Below are 15,684 nucleotides of genomic sequence, written 5' to 3' on the forward strand. Positions count from 1 at the left end.
CCTGATGACGGGGGGCACGGCGTGACCGACGAGGCAGACGATTCCGCTATCGGTCTCACCGGCCGCCCGCCCCGCCACATTCCCGAACCACAGCCGCTGACCTCCCATGGGCCGGCCAAGGTCATCTCGATGTGTAACCAGAAGGGCGGCGTCGGCAAGACCACCTCCACGATCAACCTGGGGGCGGCCCTGGCCGAGTACGGCCGCCGGGTGCTGCTGGTCGACCTCGACCCGCAGGGCGCATTGTCGGCGGGGTTGGGCGTGCCGCACTACGAGCTGGCGCACACCGTGCACAACCTGATGATCGAACCGCGCGTGAGCATCGACGAGGTGCTGATCAACACCCGGGTCAAGAACCTGGACCTGGTGCCCAGCAATATCGACCTGTCGGCCGCCGAGATCCAGCTGGTCAACGAGGTCGGCCGCGAGCAGACCCTAGCCCGCGCACTGCACCCCGTCCTGGACCGCTACGACTATGTGTTGATCGACTGCCAGCCGTCGCTGGGCCTGCTCACCGTCAACGCGCTAGCCTGCTCCGACGGGGTGGTCATCCCGACCGAGTGCGAGTACTTCTCGCTGCGTGGGCTGGCATTGCTCACCGACACCGTCGACAAGGTGCGTGACCGGCTCAACCCGCGGCTCTCGATCAGCGGGATCCTGATCACCCGCTACGACAATCGCACGGTCAACGCTCGCGAGGTGATGGCGCGGGTCCTGGAACGTTTCGGAGATTTGGTGTTCGACACCGTGATCACCCGGACCGTGCGCTTCCCTGAGACCAGTGTCGCCGGCGAGCCCATCACTACCTGGGCACCGAAATCTGCTGGCGCACAGGCATATCGATCGCTGGCCTGTGAGGTCATCGACCGCTTCGGCAAGTGACCGAACAGTCGGCGCCCGACAAGGGCTTCCGTGTCAGGTTGACCAATTTCGAGGGTCCGTTCGATCTACTGTTACAGCTGATCTTCGCCCACCGCCTCGATGTGACCGAAGTCGCGCTGCACCAGGTGACCGACGAGTTCATCGCCTACACCCGTCAGATCGGGCCCCTGCTCGAGCTCGACGAGACCACCACGTTTTTGGTGATTGCCGCCACTCTGCTGGACCTCAAGGCAGCCCGGCTGCTGCCCTCCGGTGAGGTGCACGATGAGGAAGACCTCGCCCTGCTGGAGGTTCGCGACCTCTTGTTCGCGCGCCTGCTGCAGTACCGCGCGTTCAAGCATGTTGCCGAGATGTTCGCTGAACTGGAAGCCGCGGCACTGCGCAGCTACCCGCGCGCCGTTTCACTCGAGGACCGCTTTTCCGCGCTCCTTCCCGAGGTCATGCTGGGTGTCGACGCGGCCAGTTTCGCCGAGATCGCGGCCGCCGTGTTCACTCCGCGGCCGGTGCCCGTGGTGCGCACCGACCATCTGCACGCGCAGCAGGTATCGGTGCCCGAACAGGCCGAGCTGTTGCTGGAGTTTCTGTCATCCCGCGGGGTGGGGCAGTGGGCGTCGTTCAAGGAATTGGTGGCCGACTGCGATGAGCCGATCCAGATCGTCGGGCGCTTCCTGGCGCTGCTCGAACTGTATCGAGCCAGGGCGGTAGCATTTGAGCAGTTAGAACCGCTTGGTGTGCTCCAGGTTTCATGGACCGGAGACCGGCAGGTAGACGACGAGCTGGTCAGATCCGAGTGGGAAGAAGAATAGAACCAACGATGACCGACGACGCAGCCGAACTATCCGACCCGGATCCGGACGTCGACGTCTCCCACGCGGATCTGGACGACGACGAACTGGGCCGGGTGCTGGAGGCGCTGCTGCTGGTGGTGGACGCCCCGGTCGGAGCGGAGACGTTGGCGACGGTGATCGAGCAGCCGGTCTATCGAATCACCGCCAAGCTGGAGGTGATGGCCGGCGATCTGGCGGCCCGCGACAGCGGTATCGATCTGCGCGAAGCCGGCGGCGGCTGGCGGATGTACACCCGGGCCCGCCTCGCGCCGTATGTAGAGCGATTGTTGCTGGACGGATCCCGGTCGAAGCTGACCAGGGCGGCGCTCGAGACGCTGGCTGTGGTGGCCTACCGCCAGCCGGTCACCCGGGCGCGGGTCAGCGCGGTGCGTGGCGTCAACGTCGACGCGGTGATCCGGACGCTGGTGGCGCGCGGGCTGATCACCGAGGCCGGTGCCGACGAGGACACCGGCGCAACGATGTTCGCGACCACGGAGCTTTTCCTGGAACGGCTCGGGCTCTCGTCGCTGACCGACCTCCCCGATATCGCGCCGCTGCTTCCCGATGTCGACGTGATCGATGAAATGAGTGAAAACCTGGACGCCGAACCGCGATTCGCCAAGCTATCCGGTGGCAGCGCCGCCGATCCGAATATCTCGTTCGATGTGGATACCGATGCCTGAACCAGAAGGGGTACGGCTGCAGAAGGTATTGTCGCAGGCCGGGATCGCCTCCCGGCGGGTGGCCGAACGGATGATCCATGATGGCCGCGTCGAGGTCGACGGGCAGATCGTCACCGAAATGGGCACCCGGGTCGACCCGGCGACGGCCGACATCCGGGTGGACGGGTCGCGAGTCGTGCTGGACGACACGATGATGTACCTGGCGATCAACAAGCCCATCGGCATGCATTCCACGATGTCGGATGAACGGGGCCGTCCGTGCGTCGGCGATCTGGTGGAGCACCGGGTCCGTGGTAACAAGAACCTGTTCCACGTGGGGCGCTTGGACGCCGATACCGAGGGTCTGCTGCTGCTGACCAATGATGGTGAGTTGGCGCACCGGCTGATGCACCCGTCATTCGAGGTGCCCAAGACCTACCTGGCGACGGTAACCGGTTCGGTGCCAAAGGGTTTGGGCAAGACGCTGCGCGCCGGCGTGGAACTCGACGATGGCCCGGCTGCGGTCGACGAGTTCGCGGTGGTCGACGCGGTTCCGGGTAAGACGCTGTTGCGGCTCACGCTGCATGAAGGCCGCAAGCGCATCGTGCGGCGGCTGCTGGCCGCCGTGGGCTATCCGGTCGAGGCGCTAGTGCGCGTCAGTATCGGTGACGTGACGCTGGGTGAACAGCGGCCAGGCAGCATTCGCGTGCTGACCCGCAAGGAAGTTGGCGAGTTGTACAAGGCGGTAGGTTTGTGAGTGCAGTGGTAGTCGCTGTCGATGGTCCTGCCGGGACTGGAAAGTCATCGGTGTCAAGGGGATTGGCGCGTGCACTGAACGCCCACTATCTGGACACCGGTGCGATGTACCGGCTTGTGACACTCTCGACCCTGCGGGCCGGAGTCGACCTGGCTGACGCTGAGGCGATCGCCGCGGCCGCCGATGTCCCGTTGTCGGTGGGCAACAACCCTGACATCGATCGCGCGTATCTCGGCACCGAGGATGTTTCGGCTGAGATCCGCGGTGGCGAGGTCACCCGAGCGGTGTCCGCTGTGTCGGCGGTGCCGCAGGTGCGCGCTCGGCTGGTGGCGTTACAACGCGAATTGGCTTCAGGGCCAGACAGTGTCGTTGTCGAGGGCCGTGATATCGGCACCGTTGTGCTACCGGATGCCGACGTGAAGATCTTTCTCACCGCCTCAGCCGAGACCCGAGCGCGGCGGCGCAACGATCAGAACGTCGCGGTCGGGTTGGCCGACGACTACGAGACGGTACTGGCCGACGTGCTTCGCCGCGATCATCTGGACTCGACGCGCGCGGTGTCACCGCTGCGCCCCGCCGAGGATGCGGTGATCGTCGACTCCAGTGACATGACCGAGGCCGAAGTCGTGGCGCACCTGCTGCAGTTGGTCGAACAGCGAAGCGGGGCAGTGCGATGAGCGACGACGGAACGTGGTCGGACGAAAGCGATTGGGAATTCAGCGACGAGGGTTTCGAGGGCGAGGATGCTGAGTCGTTCGCGCCGCCGCCGGTAGTCGCCATCGTCGGACGGCCCAACGTCGGCAAGTCGACCTTGGTGAACCGGATCCTGGGCCGGCGCGAGGCGGTCGTCCAGGATCTGCCGGGGGTCACCCGCGACCGGGTGTCCTATGACGCGTCCTGGACGGGGCGACGCTTTGTCGTGCAGGACACCGGCGGATGGGAGCCTGACGCAAAGGGCTTGCAGCAGTTGGTGGCCGAGCAGGCCTCGGTGGCGATGCAGACCGCCGACGCGATCATCCTGGTGGTCGACGCGACGGTGGGTGCGACTTCCGGAGATGAGGCCGCGGCCAAGATCCTGCGACGGTCTGGCAAGCCGGTGTTCCTGGCTGCCAACAAGGTTGACAACGAGAAGGGCGAGGCCGACGCGGCTGCCCTGTGGTCGCTGGGGCTGGGGGAGCCCCACGCGATCAGCGCGATACACGGCCGTGGGGTGGCCGATCTGCTCGACGAACTCATCGCAGTTTTGCCTACCGCGTCGGAGGTAGCTCCCGCGCCCGGCGGGCCCCGACGGGTCGCGCTGGTGGGCAAGCCGAACGTCGGCAAGAGCTCACTGCTGAACCGGCTGGCCGGAGCCGAGCGATCGGTGGTGCACGATGTCGCGGGCACCACCGTCGATCCGGTGGACTCGCTGATCGAATTAGGCGGCAAGACATGGCGTTTCGTCGATACCGCCGGGCTGCGCAGGCGGGTCGCGCAGGCCAGCGGGCACGAGTTCTACGCTTCGGTGCGCACGCACAGCGCGATCGACGCCGCCGAGGTGGTCGTCGTGTTGATCGACGCGTCGGAGCCACTGACCGAGCAGGACCAGCGCGTGCTGACGATGGTCATCGAAGCTGGCCGGGCATTGGTGCTGGCGTTCAACAAATGGGATCTGGTCGACGAGGACCGGCGCTATCTGCTGGACAAAGAGATCGACCGCGAACTCGCGCAGTTGCAGTGGGCGCCACGGGTGAACATCTCAGCCAAGAGCGGTCGAGCGGTGCAGAAGCTGGTGCCGGCGATGGAGACCGCGCTGGCGTCATGGGATGCGCGTATCTCGACCGGCCAGCTGAACAACTGGATCAAGGAAATCGTCGCGGCCACACCGCCGCCGGTGCGCGGTGGTAAGCAGCCGCGAATCCTGTTCGCCACCCAGGCCACCGCGCGGCCGCCGACGTTTGTGCTCTTCACCAGTGGTTTTCTGGAGGCGGGCTATCGGCGGTTCCTCGAGCGCCGGCTGCGGGAGACCTTTGGTTTCGAGGGCAGCCCGATCCGGATCAACGTCCGGGTGCGTGAGAAGCGCAAGCTCAAGCCGCGCTAATCGGCGGGTTTGAGGCGTTTCGGGCCCGTCGACCAGTAGGATTGCCCGTCATGGACTTTGTAGCGTCTTCAATGCCCGCTCGGCGTCTGGTCTATGGGATCGCCGGATTGATGATTGCCGCCGCGCCTGCGGTCGCCATCTTGGGGGGCTTTCACGGCTCTGCGCCTCGGGTGCTGGCCTGCCAGGAGACCGACACCGAGGACAGCTTCTCGATGAACTGCGCGCCGTCGGTCATCCCCGATACCAGTGACATGCTGACCGAGTCTGAGGTCGCCGAGCCCGGCTGGAATGCCGGCGGCGGGGGCGGCCCCGCCGGGGGCGATCCCGGCGCTGGCGTTCGCCGCTAGGCCGGGGTACGCCGCTAGGCCTTGAGGCAGCGTTTTCCGTACACGTCGAGGTGTACGGTTTCCTCGACGGTGTTGCGGGTGGTGTGCCCGTAGCGTCCTTTCGGCCAGCAGCAGGTTCCGCAGGCACGGGATGACCAGCACTGGGATTTCGTCGAAGTGCCCGACCTGCCACTTCACCGATCGCGGGATCTTCCGAATGGAGTCGTCGCCGGCGGCCGCGCGCTCGCCCAAAGCTCCGTACAGCGACCAGCCGCGGTGGTAGCGCTTGCCGAGTTTGTCTTTGACCCGCTGGTCTTTGGCGACGATGAATTCCCAGTTCTGGCCATTGGAGCCGGTGGGGGCGCGAAGCCCGAGTTCGATGCACTTCAGCACGATGGCGTCATCGACCGGATCGGGTCTCACCCGGCGGGATGGCCCGCTGGGTCATCATCGCGTCGAGCAGCGGCATGTTCAGGGCGGCCAGCGACCCGTCGGTGCTCGGTATCTCGCTCATGGGCAACGAGGCTATTGGTCTTGCGCCCGGTACGGTCCCGTGTAGTGGATCACGTTGTGGTGGAACATGTTTGGTGGGTGTTTTGCCCAATTCCGGCGTTGCCAGACAACCCGGATAGGGTTTTTTGATGTCCCTCACCCACATGATCGTGATCGCCTTGGCGGGGATGGCGGCGGGCGCGATCAACTCGCTTGTCGGCTCGGGCACACTCATCACGTTCCCGACGCTGGTGGCGTTGGGATTTCCGCCGGTGACGGCGACGATGTCCAATGCGATCGGCCTGGTGGCCGGCGGGGTGTCGGGCACATGGGGGTATCGCAAGGAGCTCGGTGGGCAGTGGGATCGGCTGCGTTGGCAGATCCCAGCTTCGCTGATCGGGGCTGCAATCGGTGCTTTTCTGCTGCTGCATTTACCGGAGAAGGTGTTCATCCAGATTGTTCCGGTGCTGCTGATTCTGGCGCTGGTGCTGGTGGTGATCGGGCCGCGGATCCAGGCTTTTGCGAAGTCGCGCGCCGAGGCGGCAGGGCGGTCGGTCTCGCATGTGTCGCCGAGGCGGATGACCGCGTTGGTGGCCGGCACGTTCGCGGTGGGGATCTACGGCGGATACTTCACCGCCGCGCAGGGGATCCTGCTGATCGGCGTGATGGGGGCGCTGCTGCCCGAGGACATGCAGCGGATGAATGCGGCCAAGAACCTGCTGTCACTGCTGGTGAACATCGTCGCCGCGGTCGGCTACACGCTGGTGGCGTTCGACCGGGTGAGTTGGGAGGCGGCGGGCCTCATCGCGGTGGGATCGCTCTTTGGCGGGTGGCTGGGTGCTCACTATGGACGACGGCTGTCGCCGAATGTGCTGCGCGCGGTGATCGTGGTGGTCGGGCTCATCGGGCTGTATCGGCTGTTGACGGTGTGACACCTGTGGCCGATTCGGGTCCGCGGCGGGGCCTGCGGTAGGCTTTCGACGCTGCCGCCGAAGTCACGTCGGCGGCAACGGGCTGTGGCGCAGCTTGGTAGCGCACTTGACTGGGGGTCAAGTGGTCGCAGGTTCAAATCCTGTCAGCCCGACAGTGTGAAGTAGGCTTTAAGCTGCTGTTATTAGGTCAGCAGCCCACCTCCTGAATCCCCGGCTGGGGACCAGATGGGGACCATCCTCCTGCGTGGCGACCGTGGGTGACGGCATCCTGACGTGCCGGGATCAGAACGAGTACTCTGGCGCTCTTCGCGTTCCAGTGCGGAGTCACCCGATCGGACACTCCTCAAATGCCTTCACATCACCCCTCGCGATCTTGGCGTGGTTGCGCCATGTGCAAGCCCCACAAGCGGCGCGGTGCGGGCCGGTCCATCAAGGAGCCAGTAGCCGTGTTGCGCAAGATTGGCAAGCGGCGGCGAGTTCGTCGTGGAGACCTCGGTCAATAGTTGAGCCTGCCGAATCGAACTGTCGGTGCCCTTTGGCATGGTTCTGGCGTTGGCACTCCGAGAGGGGGGACGAATGAACGCGCCGGATGGGGCGGGACGGTCAGTGGCTCAACTGGTGGTGAACCTGATGACTAACGGTGCAGTTGACCGCATCGACCAGCGGGCCAAACGAGGCGCGGAACTGCGGCAGTGGGGTTTGCATCCGCACATGCCTGACGAAGCTAGTTCCCTCGCTGCCGACGATTCCGCGTTCGAGCGCGCATACCCAGAAGCGCTGTCGGGCGGACAAGGGGTGGGGTTCCCCAGAAAAAGTGGACGCGGTTAGCTTGCTTCCAGTGTGACATTCAGGGTGCGCTCGTAGGTGATGGGTGAGCGCATTCCGATCGATGAATGCCTACGTTGATGATTGTAGAATCGCATCCAATTATCAACTGCTGCAATTAGTTCCATCTTAGTGGCGAAGGTGTGCCGGTAGTAGTACTCGTGTTTGAACGTCGACCACAGCGATTCGGCGCCGGCGTTATCCCAACAGATACCCGTGGCACCCATGGAGCGGCGCAGTCCGTGCCGCGAACACGCCGCTGCCATGTCGTGGGAGGTGTACTGGGTCCCGCGGTCGGATTGCAGTATGACTCCTGCGGCGTGGCCGCCGCGGGTGAACACCGCCCGATCCACCGCGGTAGTCACCAGCTCGGCGCGCATGTGGTCATCGACGGCCCAGCCGAGTGCGCGCCGGGAATGCTCGTCGCGGATCGCACACAGGTACATGTCGCCTTCCCCGCAGCTCAAGTAAGTGATGTCCGAAGACCAGACCACATCGATGCGGCCCTGGTCGAAACGCCGGCCGACCAGATCCGGCGGGAACGACGCTGCAGGGTCGACGATCGTGGTCGTCGTGAAGGTGCGGGGGCTGATGCCCTCGATCCCCAGTTCGGCCATGATCGCCGCGACGGTGTTACGCGACACCCGCTCGCCGGCATCGTGCAGATCGGCAGTGATCCGCGGGGACCCGTAGGTGCCCTTGGACGCCTTGTGATGGGTCAAGATCTTGACTTCCAGATCGCGGCGACGCTGAGCCGCCGGCGTGGGCTCTGGAGCAGCGAGGCGATCGCGGTGCTTGTAGTAGCCCGAGGTGGACACCCTCAGCAACTGGGCCATCCGCGTGACGTCGTGGGAGGCGCACTCCGCGGCCATGAGCTCAAACCGACTCACTTTAGATGCTTGCCCGCAAAGTACGCCGAGGCTTTTTCCAGGAACGCGATGTCCTTGGACTGCTCGGTGACCTTCGCCCGAAGGCGTATCAGCTGTTGACCGTCGCTGTGGATGCAGTTGATGGCGTCATCGTGGATGCCGATGGTGTTGATGTAGCGAAGGCCCTGTCCGCGTAGCGGGCAGGGCCTTCGTCTGCATGGTGACGGCGTCCTCGGTGCGGTGACGTCGCATGGTCGGTGATTCAGTCGTGGCCTGTTTCAGTGACCGCGATCCGGGCGGCTTTCTCATCGACGATCGCGGCTTTCGCGGCGAACGCCGCGGTCAGTGCGTGCACGGCGAGGTTGTTGACCGCCCGGGGGTAGCCCCGGGCGGCGTTGTGGATCAGGGTGATCGCGTCGTCGGAGAACAGGGTGTCGGTGCGGCCGGCGATCGTGGCGTGGTGGCCGATGTAGTCGGCGGTATCGGCGGGGGCCATGCCGGCGATCGCGTAGCGCATCGCGATGCGCTGATCGAGTGCGGCCAGCACGCCCAGACGCAGGCGATGCCGCAGGGTGGGTTGCCCGACGAGCAGGGCGGCGAAGGGTGACCCGGAGTCCATGTCGTGGTTGGTGAGCATGCGGATCGCTTCCATTTGGGTGTTGTCGAGCAGGTGGGCTTCGTCGATGACCACGACGGGGTTCGGCCGCGTTCGGCGTGTTCAGCGGCCAGGGCCTCGGCGGCCTGGGGGGCCAGGGTGGCGGTGTAGAAACTGGGCACCCGCCCCAACGCGGTGACGATGTGGTGCAGCATGCCGCGGACCCCGACCGAGGGGTTGGGCAGGTAGATGATGACGTGGCGGGCCGGATCGAGCGCGGCGGTCGCGGCCCGGATCGCGACGGTCTTACCGGCACCGACCTCCCGGTGATGACCCCGATCGCATGCTGGTCCACACACCAGGAGATCCGGGCGACGGCTTCGCTGTGGCCGGGGTGGCGGTGCAGCATCCCGGGGGCCAGAGCGCGGCCGAAGGGCATCCGGGTGAAGCCGTAATACTGTTGCAGCCGTTCGATACTCACGCCGACACCCCATCCTGGTCGTCAAGGCTGGCGATGTCGTCGATGCTGAGTTGTCCGGGGATCTGGCCGTCGGTACGCGCGGTGGTGGGGGTGGCGAACAGGGCGTTGTATCCGATGCGGTGATCGGCGCGGATCTGCTCGTGGTGGGTCTGGGCGGTCAGCGCCAGGTAGTCGATCCCGGTCGCCGCCGGGGCTGGTTCGGGTGTTTCGGGTCGGGCTTTGGGGTGGGTATGGCGGGTGATGATGTGCGGCACGGCCCGGCCGTAGCGGACCTCGCGGTAGCGGACTTCGATGGTTTCCAGGTCGAAGGGTGAGAACACCAACTCCACCCGCCGCCCGATCAGGGCCGTATCGACTTGAAAGGTGTTGCCGTGCAACGACACCGTGGCCGTTTTGGTGACGGTGCGGTGCTCCGACCACAGGAACGCCTCGGTCAGATCCGCGGATGTCGGTACCGCCGGGCCGCGGCCGAGCCGGGTCCAGCCTTGCTCCCAGCGGTCCAGCGGGGCGTGGCCGGTCTCGGTGTGGGTGCGGCGGTGGTACTCGGTTTCGACCCACGCGGTGAACAGCCGGTTCAGTTCCAGCAGCGCGGTGCGGTGATCAACCCCGGTAGCGGCGAGCTGTTCGGCGGTGGTATCGACGATCTCGACCAGGAACTGCTCACGCACGGTGCGGAAGAACCGTTCGATCTTGCCTCTGCCCTGGGGGCGGTGCGGGTGGAATGGACCAGGCGCACGCCGAGTTTCGCGCACGCCCGCAGCAGCCAGGCATCGACGAAGGCCGACCCGTTATCGACATAGACGCTGGCCGGGACCCCGCGGGCGGCCAGTGCGGGTTGCAGCGCGGCACCCAACCGGACGGCGTCCTCGGCGAAGCCGAAACGGTAGCCGCAGACCAGCCGGGAATGATCATCGAGGAAGGCGAACAGATAGGTTTTCCTCCCGCCGATCCGCGGGCCGTGCAGGGCGTCCCCGGTCCACCGGTCGTTGGGGTTGGCGGCTTCGAACCGGCCGAACACCACCGGGCATCCCCGGCGGCCGGGCCGATCAGCTCCAGGCGGTGGAACAGCCGCAGCAGGGTCGATTCCGAGGGCGCCCACCCGGTCGCGGTGCGCAGGATCCTGCCCACCTGCGCGGCGGTCCGGGCCGGGTTCTCCCGCTTGAGGGCCGCGGCCATCTCCAACACTGCGGTATCGGTGCGCGGCACACACGTCCGGGGGCTGGGCACCAACTCGACGAACCCGCCGCCCGATACCGGCGGATCCACCGATCCAGGGTGTCCCGGGAATACCGCACCGGGGTCCCGAACGGGTCGGTGTGCTCACCGGAGGCGATCTGGCGGACCAGCCGGCCCGGGCCTTCGTCGACAGGCCCTGATCCAACGCCGGGCAGATCAACTGGTAGCGGAACAACCCCACCGCCTGGGCCCGCGCCCGGCGCTTCTCATCCTCACCCAACACCGCACTGACTCCTTCACCGCTGGCGATGCCGCCCAAACCCGTTGCCAGGGCAGTCATCCCCGCGACGATGGCCCATCGACCCCACCGCGCATCAGAGGGCAACTGGTGTTGCACCCACCCACCCCGACACCGGCGGCCACTCCGGCGCGAGCAGCCGGGCACCGCTGCACGCCACCGCCACTGAAACCGCCGTCACCGCGCCGACCAGCCGTCCCGGCCCGAACCGGGACACCATCGCCGCCCTCGCCGCGCCCACCGCAGCCAGAACATCCCCGACAGCTGTGCCGGTCGCCGGAGGTATCGACACCTCCACCCCCGCGGTCACCGCGACCCCGATGAACCACTGGCGCACCGCCTCGACCCGCCGACCGATCACCCGCAACCAGCGCCGGACCGTGCACGCCGGGATACCCGCCGCCGCGGCGATCCGCCGATGCCCGACACCGGCCGCCCGGGCCTGCAACACCGCCCATACCAGCTCCGCGGCATACGCCCTGCGCAGCAACAACGACACCGGCAACAACACATGAGTCACCGCACACCCCCGGCACCGCGACCGGCGAGGCCGGACCGGACCCTCCAGCCCGACCACCCGCCGCGACCGCCCGAAACCCCACCGGGCCAGCACCCCGTCCGGGCACGACGGACACGACAGCTCCCCAGCCGCCAACCGGGACTCGACGCGAACAAGATCGACCTCTACGGTCACCATCAGTGCCTCCGAGCACTACAGCGCGGCACCCCGCCAAGCCGGCCAAGACTTCAGCGGGGTGCCGCGCACCATCAGTTCCTCGACACACTGACGGTGCAGACCACCAAGATCAAACCCCGGTCACACCAACGACCACATCGGCACGCTCAACGACGAAGGCCCACCCCGTGGTCGTCGTTCCCAGCGACGGTCAACAATCAGCTCCGCGCGTTCACCCGATGAAAGCGGTTGCCCATCACCAGGATCAGGAACTCCGCCAGCGGCGGCGGCCATCCGCAACCGCTCATCGCGTACCCACTTGTGCAGCAGGTTCTCATGCAGATTGAGCTCTATGGCGACCTCGGCCACCGGCCGGTTCCCATCGATCACCCGATGCGCGGCCTGCACCCGATACTCCGGGGTAAACGAACGCCGACGACCAGACATACGAACATCCTTCCAGGGGACTACCGTCCCGCTATCTCAGATGTCCACTACTTCTGGGGAACCTCAACATTAAGAGCGAGCGGATTGGAGGACTTGACTTGGTCGTCCCTCGAACAACTGCTGCTAGCAGGGAAGTTCAGGCTCCCGTCGCATTATTGCCTGTCGGCTCTTTCGAGCAGCACGGAAGCCACCTTCCCCTAGCCACGGATACCTTGGTCGCTGGCGCCATTGTCGATGCGATTCGGCGCTACCACCCAGCGTTCGTGCTCCCTCCACTTGTATTCGGCTGCTCCCACGAGCACAACGGATTTCCAGGAACCGTGAGCATCTCTGCTGCAACGTTGGCATCTTTGGTGTCCGATATTGCCTCATCCATTGCGCGGCAGGGTATCCGGGCATTGATCATCGTCAACGGTCACGGCGGAAACTATGTGCTTGCTAACTGCGTACAAGAGCTCAATGCCCACGGGCCAATTAGGGCTGGCTTATACCCGGCACGGGAAGACTGGGCGGATGCGCGAAAAGCAGCCGGAATTGTCAGTAGCAGCCACGAAGACATGCATGCTGGTGAGTTGGAGACTTCCATCGTCTTGGCCTACAGTCCGGGTGCCGTCCGGGCTGGCTGGGAGTCGGCAGATCACCTTTCCGGAGACCGCCGATACCTCACGACGCTAGGGATCGGTGCATACACGAACAGCGGTGTGATCGGGCGTCCTTCTTTGGCGACAGCAGACAAAGGGAACGCCGTGCTTTCGTATCTAGGACAATCAGCCGGCCGCCTCATCAATCTGGTTACGGCGCAGGCGGATTGACTTGTTCTAGTGACCTCCCGGATTGCGGAAGCTCTCCCTTTTCATCTCGGCAAGATGCACTAATGCAGTGACTAAACGCGTCGGAGCGCCAACTACGTCAAGCATATGAAGAACGATTGCGCGACCGGAGCCGTCTGTAATTGAGTCCATTTCCTCAGTGATGTCAAGGAAGTCGGCGGAGGAGGCGAGCAGCGCATCGAGAATGACGATGCCGACATGCCCGTAGTCGATGTGCTCGGAATAGAGATCAGCGATGGTCTGTGGAACCGTGGTTACGGGGAGTCCGTTCTGAAACCTCCACTTAGGCATTCTCGGTCTGACGTGAATCTCTAGGATCCGATCGCTTGCAGGCAGTGGAGTGATCGCGCTGAATTCGAACCGATCTGCCTGCAGAGTGCCAAGTTCATACACGAGGTTGGCGGCGGCTACGTGGGAGACGACTGCGTCGTCCCAGTCTCCGTCCTTCGCTCCTCTGACTCGCTCACCCAGGAACTTCCGGGGGACCAGTGCTAGCCAACTGGTTCGGAGCGGATCAAGCATCACGTCGATCGGAGCTCCGGCGAAGCGGAAGACGTCCTCAGTCTCGGTCGCGAGCACACGCCCGGCTGCAACGAGAGCCGACACGGCTTTGCCGTCCATTCCGATTCGACCAGCCTGCTCAGTGGTGAACAGGCCCCACTGGCCGGCTGCTTCTAGAGCAAGCGCAGATACTGGGGACATTAAATGATCCTTTCGGCTCACGATCCGTATGCCGCCGGCCAATCCTCCATCGTCCGACTGACGGATCCGATAAAGGCGGCGAGGCCACTCCATCGCGCGGGTCGATGTCGCGACGAGGCTGCAATGCATGCTGCGGTGAGGAGTTTCTTTACTGGTATCAAGGCTGGCGACTCGATGCCACCGTTCCGGGGTTCCGCGTCGGTGCGGTCCCGAGGATCTTGTGCAGGCGCGGGGGCGTATTACCTCCGCTTATCGGCGGGACCGCTTGGCAGCGCGGCGTCACTCCCGGCCGAGCTCCCCTCGGCCTCGTCGCCGCCTGGGGCGGCTCCTCAACCTCGCCCGCTCGGCCTCCATGGCGCCGTCCCTTGATAAGCGGCGGTAACACGCAACCCATGAAAGTCGGGGCTGCACCGTCGTGTCGAGCCGAGCCCGCCGGGCCGAGAATTGCAACCTCTGACCAGTGAAGCAACTGCTTTACCAGCGGAATTACCCGATCAGGGCCCCGCCGACGACCGTTACGTGCCGTAAACAACACGACCAAAGCGGCGCGTCGGCGTAAGCCTTGTCAGACCGGGCGAATATTTTGTCCACCATGCACCGACGGGGGACTACCATCAGGCCTCTGGCCGCTTCCGAGTCTTTGTCCGGGATATTGCCGTATGCGAGTTGCAGAGGAGTGGAGTGATGGCCCGGGGGCGTCGTCAGCGCTATGCCGCCGTGTCGTTGTTCTCCGGCTGTGGTGGCATGGACCTGGGTGCAGAACAGTCGGGAGCCGCGAAAGTTGTTTGGGCTGTCGATAGCGACCCCTGGGCTGTCCAGACCTATCAGAGCAACATCGGTAATCACATAGTCGAGGCGGACGTCACCGCTACACCAGTACCGGACGTCCCCTGCGACATTCTCCTCGCGGGACCTCCATGCCAGGACTACTCAACCCTCTGGAACCACGACGGGCTGAAGACCGCCAGAGGAAATCTGTTCCGCGAGGTAGCACGCTTTCTCGATGCCCTTCGCCCGGCTGCGTTCGTGCTTGAAAACGTGCCGGGTCTGCTCTCTGCCAATAAAGGAGCAGCCTGGACTCTTGTTCGCCATGCATTGCGCTCTCCCAGCAGCTTCACGCCCGCAGATCAGCGGACCAATTCAACGCCAGTGCGATACGACCTATCAGCGCAGGTTGTGGACTTCGCGGATCTAGGGGTGCCGCAGCATCGCGTCAGGCTCATCGTGGTGGGAGTGCGGCGGGACCTTGGTATCCGGCCACCGGCGATCCCTCGCCCTTTCGAGGGAAACCCTCGGACCGTCAGGGAAGTGCTTGACGTGGACCCGATCAAGCCTGGTGCGGCTAATCACGAATTCGGCCTCGATTCAGAGGTTGTCGTAGAGCGGTTGAAACTCATTCCTCCGGGTTCCAATTTCGAACACATTCCGCCCGGTCACCCCTTAGCGGTCAAGGGGCTAATAAGCCATGTCTACAGGCGACTCGATCCCGATAAGCCTGCGTACACCGTGATTGCCGGCGGAGGTGGCGGAACCCACGGTTACCACCACCGTGAACCGCGGCGCCTTAGTAATCGCGAAAAGGCCAGGCTTCAAGGGTTTCCGGATGATTTTGTCTTTGAATTCGGCAGCGGCACAAGGGATCTAAAGTCCTCCTATACCCGCGTCAGGCGTCAGATCGGCAATGCAGTCCCGCCGACAGCAGCCGCTGTGATCGTCGAAGCTCTCTCAGCAACTCTCGCGGCAGCGGGAGTGAAGGCTCGGTCCAACCGAGAGTTGAACGGGGCAGCCGCGGATATACCTCCAGCGCCGAGGGCCGCTGGGGAATGA

Annotated in this window: 15 protein-coding genes, 1 tRNA gene and 3 pseudogenes; 12 read left to right on the plus strand and 7 right to left on the minus strand. The window is 64.9% G+C overall.

The genetic code is table 11. From position 1 onward, the window contains the following. Positions 1–21: 21 nt before the first annotated feature. From G6N13_RS18575 to G6N13_RS18605, 7 genes are read left to right on the plus strand one after another with little or no spacing between them, the layout of a single operon-like run. A complete protein-coding gene (locus G6N13_RS18575; RefSeq protein WP_163699327.1) occupies positions 22–882 on the plus strand; it encodes a ParA family protein in 861 nt (286 codons plus the stop codon). Further along, positions 879–1,688, plus strand: a complete 810-nt coding sequence (locus tag G6N13_RS18580; protein ID WP_163699329.1) for a segregation/condensation protein A — start codon at positions 879–881, stop codon at positions 1,686–1,688. Before G6N13_RS18575 ends, G6N13_RS18580 begins: the two co-directional genes overlap by 4 nt. Before the next feature lie 8 nt (positions 1,689–1,696). After that, positions 1,697–2,392, plus strand: a complete 696-nt coding sequence (gene scpB / locus G6N13_RS18585; RefSeq protein ID WP_179965013.1) for an SMC-Scp complex subunit ScpB — start codon at positions 1,697–1,699, stop codon at positions 2,390–2,392. After that, positions 2,385–3,128: a pseudouridine synthase gene (locus G6N13_RS18590; RefSeq protein ID WP_163699334.1), complete on the plus strand. Its 744-nt coding sequence runs from the start codon at positions 2,385–2,387 to the stop codon at positions 3,126–3,128. The genes scpB and G6N13_RS18590 overlap by 8 nt, the downstream gene beginning before the upstream one ends. Next, complete coding sequence (gene cmk, locus G6N13_RS18595) at positions 3,125–3,805, plus strand: (d)CMP kinase (RefSeq protein ID WP_163699336.1); 681 nt, start codon at positions 3,125–3,127, stop codon at positions 3,803–3,805. Before G6N13_RS18590 ends, cmk begins: the two co-directional genes overlap by 4 nt. Then, entirely contained in the window at positions 3,802–5,208 is a 1,407-nt protein-coding gene (der, locus tag G6N13_RS18600) for a ribosome biogenesis GTPase Der (RefSeq protein WP_163699338.1), read from the plus strand. The genes cmk and der overlap by 4 nt, the downstream gene beginning before the upstream one ends. Positions 5,209–5,258: 50 nt before the next feature. After that, positions 5,259–5,555, plus strand: a complete 297-nt coding sequence (locus G6N13_RS18605; protein WP_163699340.1) for a hypothetical protein — start codon at positions 5,259–5,261, stop codon at positions 5,553–5,555. A 114-nt stretch (positions 5,556–5,669) separates the two neighbouring features. Here the strand turns inward: G6N13_RS18605 and G6N13_RS26230 are convergent. After that, a pseudogene (locus G6N13_RS26230) lies at positions 5,670–5,957 on the minus strand (nitroreductase family protein); the annotation flags it as partial. Positions 5,958–6,175: 218 nt separating this feature from the next. On the opposite strand from G6N13_RS26230, the gene G6N13_RS18615 reads away from it, so the two are divergent. Both G6N13_RS18615 and G6N13_RS18620 read left to right on the plus strand, forming a co-directional pair. Beyond that, positions 6,176–6,958, plus strand: a complete 783-nt coding sequence (locus G6N13_RS18615) for a sulfite exporter TauE/SafE family protein (RefSeq protein WP_163699342.1) — start codon at positions 6,176–6,178, stop codon at positions 6,956–6,958. 78 nt (positions 6,959–7,036) lie between these two features. Beyond that, positions 7,037–7,110: transfer RNA gene (locus G6N13_RS18620), tRNA-Pro, on the plus strand. A gap of 672 nt (positions 7,111–7,782) precedes the next feature. On the opposite strand, the gene G6N13_RS18625 is transcribed toward G6N13_RS18620, so the two are convergent. After that, a complete protein-coding gene (locus G6N13_RS18625; protein ID WP_163699344.1) occupies positions 7,783–8,673 on the minus strand; it encodes an IS3 family transposase in 891 nt (296 codons plus the stop codon). Positions 8,674–8,678: 5 nt separating this feature from the next. On the opposite strand from G6N13_RS18625, the gene G6N13_RS18630 reads away from it, so the two are divergent. Next, the gene (locus tag G6N13_RS18630) at positions 8,679–8,849 is read left to right on the plus strand and encodes a hypothetical protein (RefSeq protein WP_163699347.1); all 171 of its coding nucleotides are present in this window, start codon (positions 8,679–8,681) and stop codon (positions 8,847–8,849) included. Between the two features lie 65 nt (positions 8,850–8,914). Here the strand turns inward: G6N13_RS18630 and G6N13_RS18635 are convergent. The 4 genes and pseudogenes from G6N13_RS18635 to G6N13_RS18650 form a co-directional block, all read right to left on the minus strand. After that, positions 8,915–9,686, minus strand: a pseudogene (locus tag G6N13_RS18635) (ExeA family protein). Between the two features lie 38 nt (positions 9,687–9,724). Beyond that, positions 9,725–11,187, minus strand: a pseudogene (locus G6N13_RS18640) (DDE-type integrase/transposase/recombinase). Between the two features lie 91 nt (positions 11,188–11,278). After that, positions 11,279–11,899 (minus strand): helix-turn-helix domain-containing protein, encoded by a 621-nt coding sequence (locus G6N13_RS25740; RefSeq protein ID WP_163694516.1) that lies wholly within the window; start codon positions 11,897–11,899, stop codon positions 11,279–11,281. A 120-nt stretch (positions 11,900–12,019) separates the two neighbouring features. Next, positions 12,020–12,325, minus strand: a complete 306-nt coding sequence (locus G6N13_RS18650; protein ID WP_163699349.1) for a transposase — start codon at positions 12,323–12,325, stop codon at positions 12,020–12,022. Positions 12,326–12,480: 155 nt separating this feature from the next. Here G6N13_RS18650 and G6N13_RS18655 point away from each other — a divergent pair, with 155 nt between their 5' ends. Beyond that, on the plus strand, positions 12,481–13,137 hold the full coding sequence (locus G6N13_RS18655) for a creatininase family protein (RefSeq protein ID WP_322789278.1): 657 nt from the start codon (positions 12,481–12,483) through the stop codon (positions 13,135–13,137). A gap of 6 nt (positions 13,138–13,143) precedes the next feature. Here G6N13_RS18655 and G6N13_RS18660 read toward each other — a convergent pair whose 3' ends face one another. Beyond that, positions 13,144–13,857, minus strand: a complete 714-nt coding sequence (locus G6N13_RS18660) for a type IV toxin-antitoxin system AbiEi family antitoxin domain-containing protein (RefSeq protein WP_163699351.1) — start codon at positions 13,855–13,857, stop codon at positions 13,144–13,146. 684 nt (positions 13,858–14,541) lie between these two features. On the opposite strand from G6N13_RS18660, the gene G6N13_RS18665 reads away from it, so the two are divergent. Continuing rightward, positions 14,542–15,684, plus strand: a complete 1,143-nt coding sequence (locus G6N13_RS18665; protein ID WP_163699352.1) for a DNA cytosine methyltransferase — start codon at positions 14,542–14,544, stop codon at positions 15,682–15,684.

Origin of the sequence: Mycolicibacterium sarraceniae (assembly GCF_010731875.1) — a bacterium.
Taxonomy (GTDB): Bacteria; Actinomycetota; Actinomycetes; order Mycobacteriales; family Mycobacteriaceae; genus Mycobacterium; species Mycobacterium sarraceniae.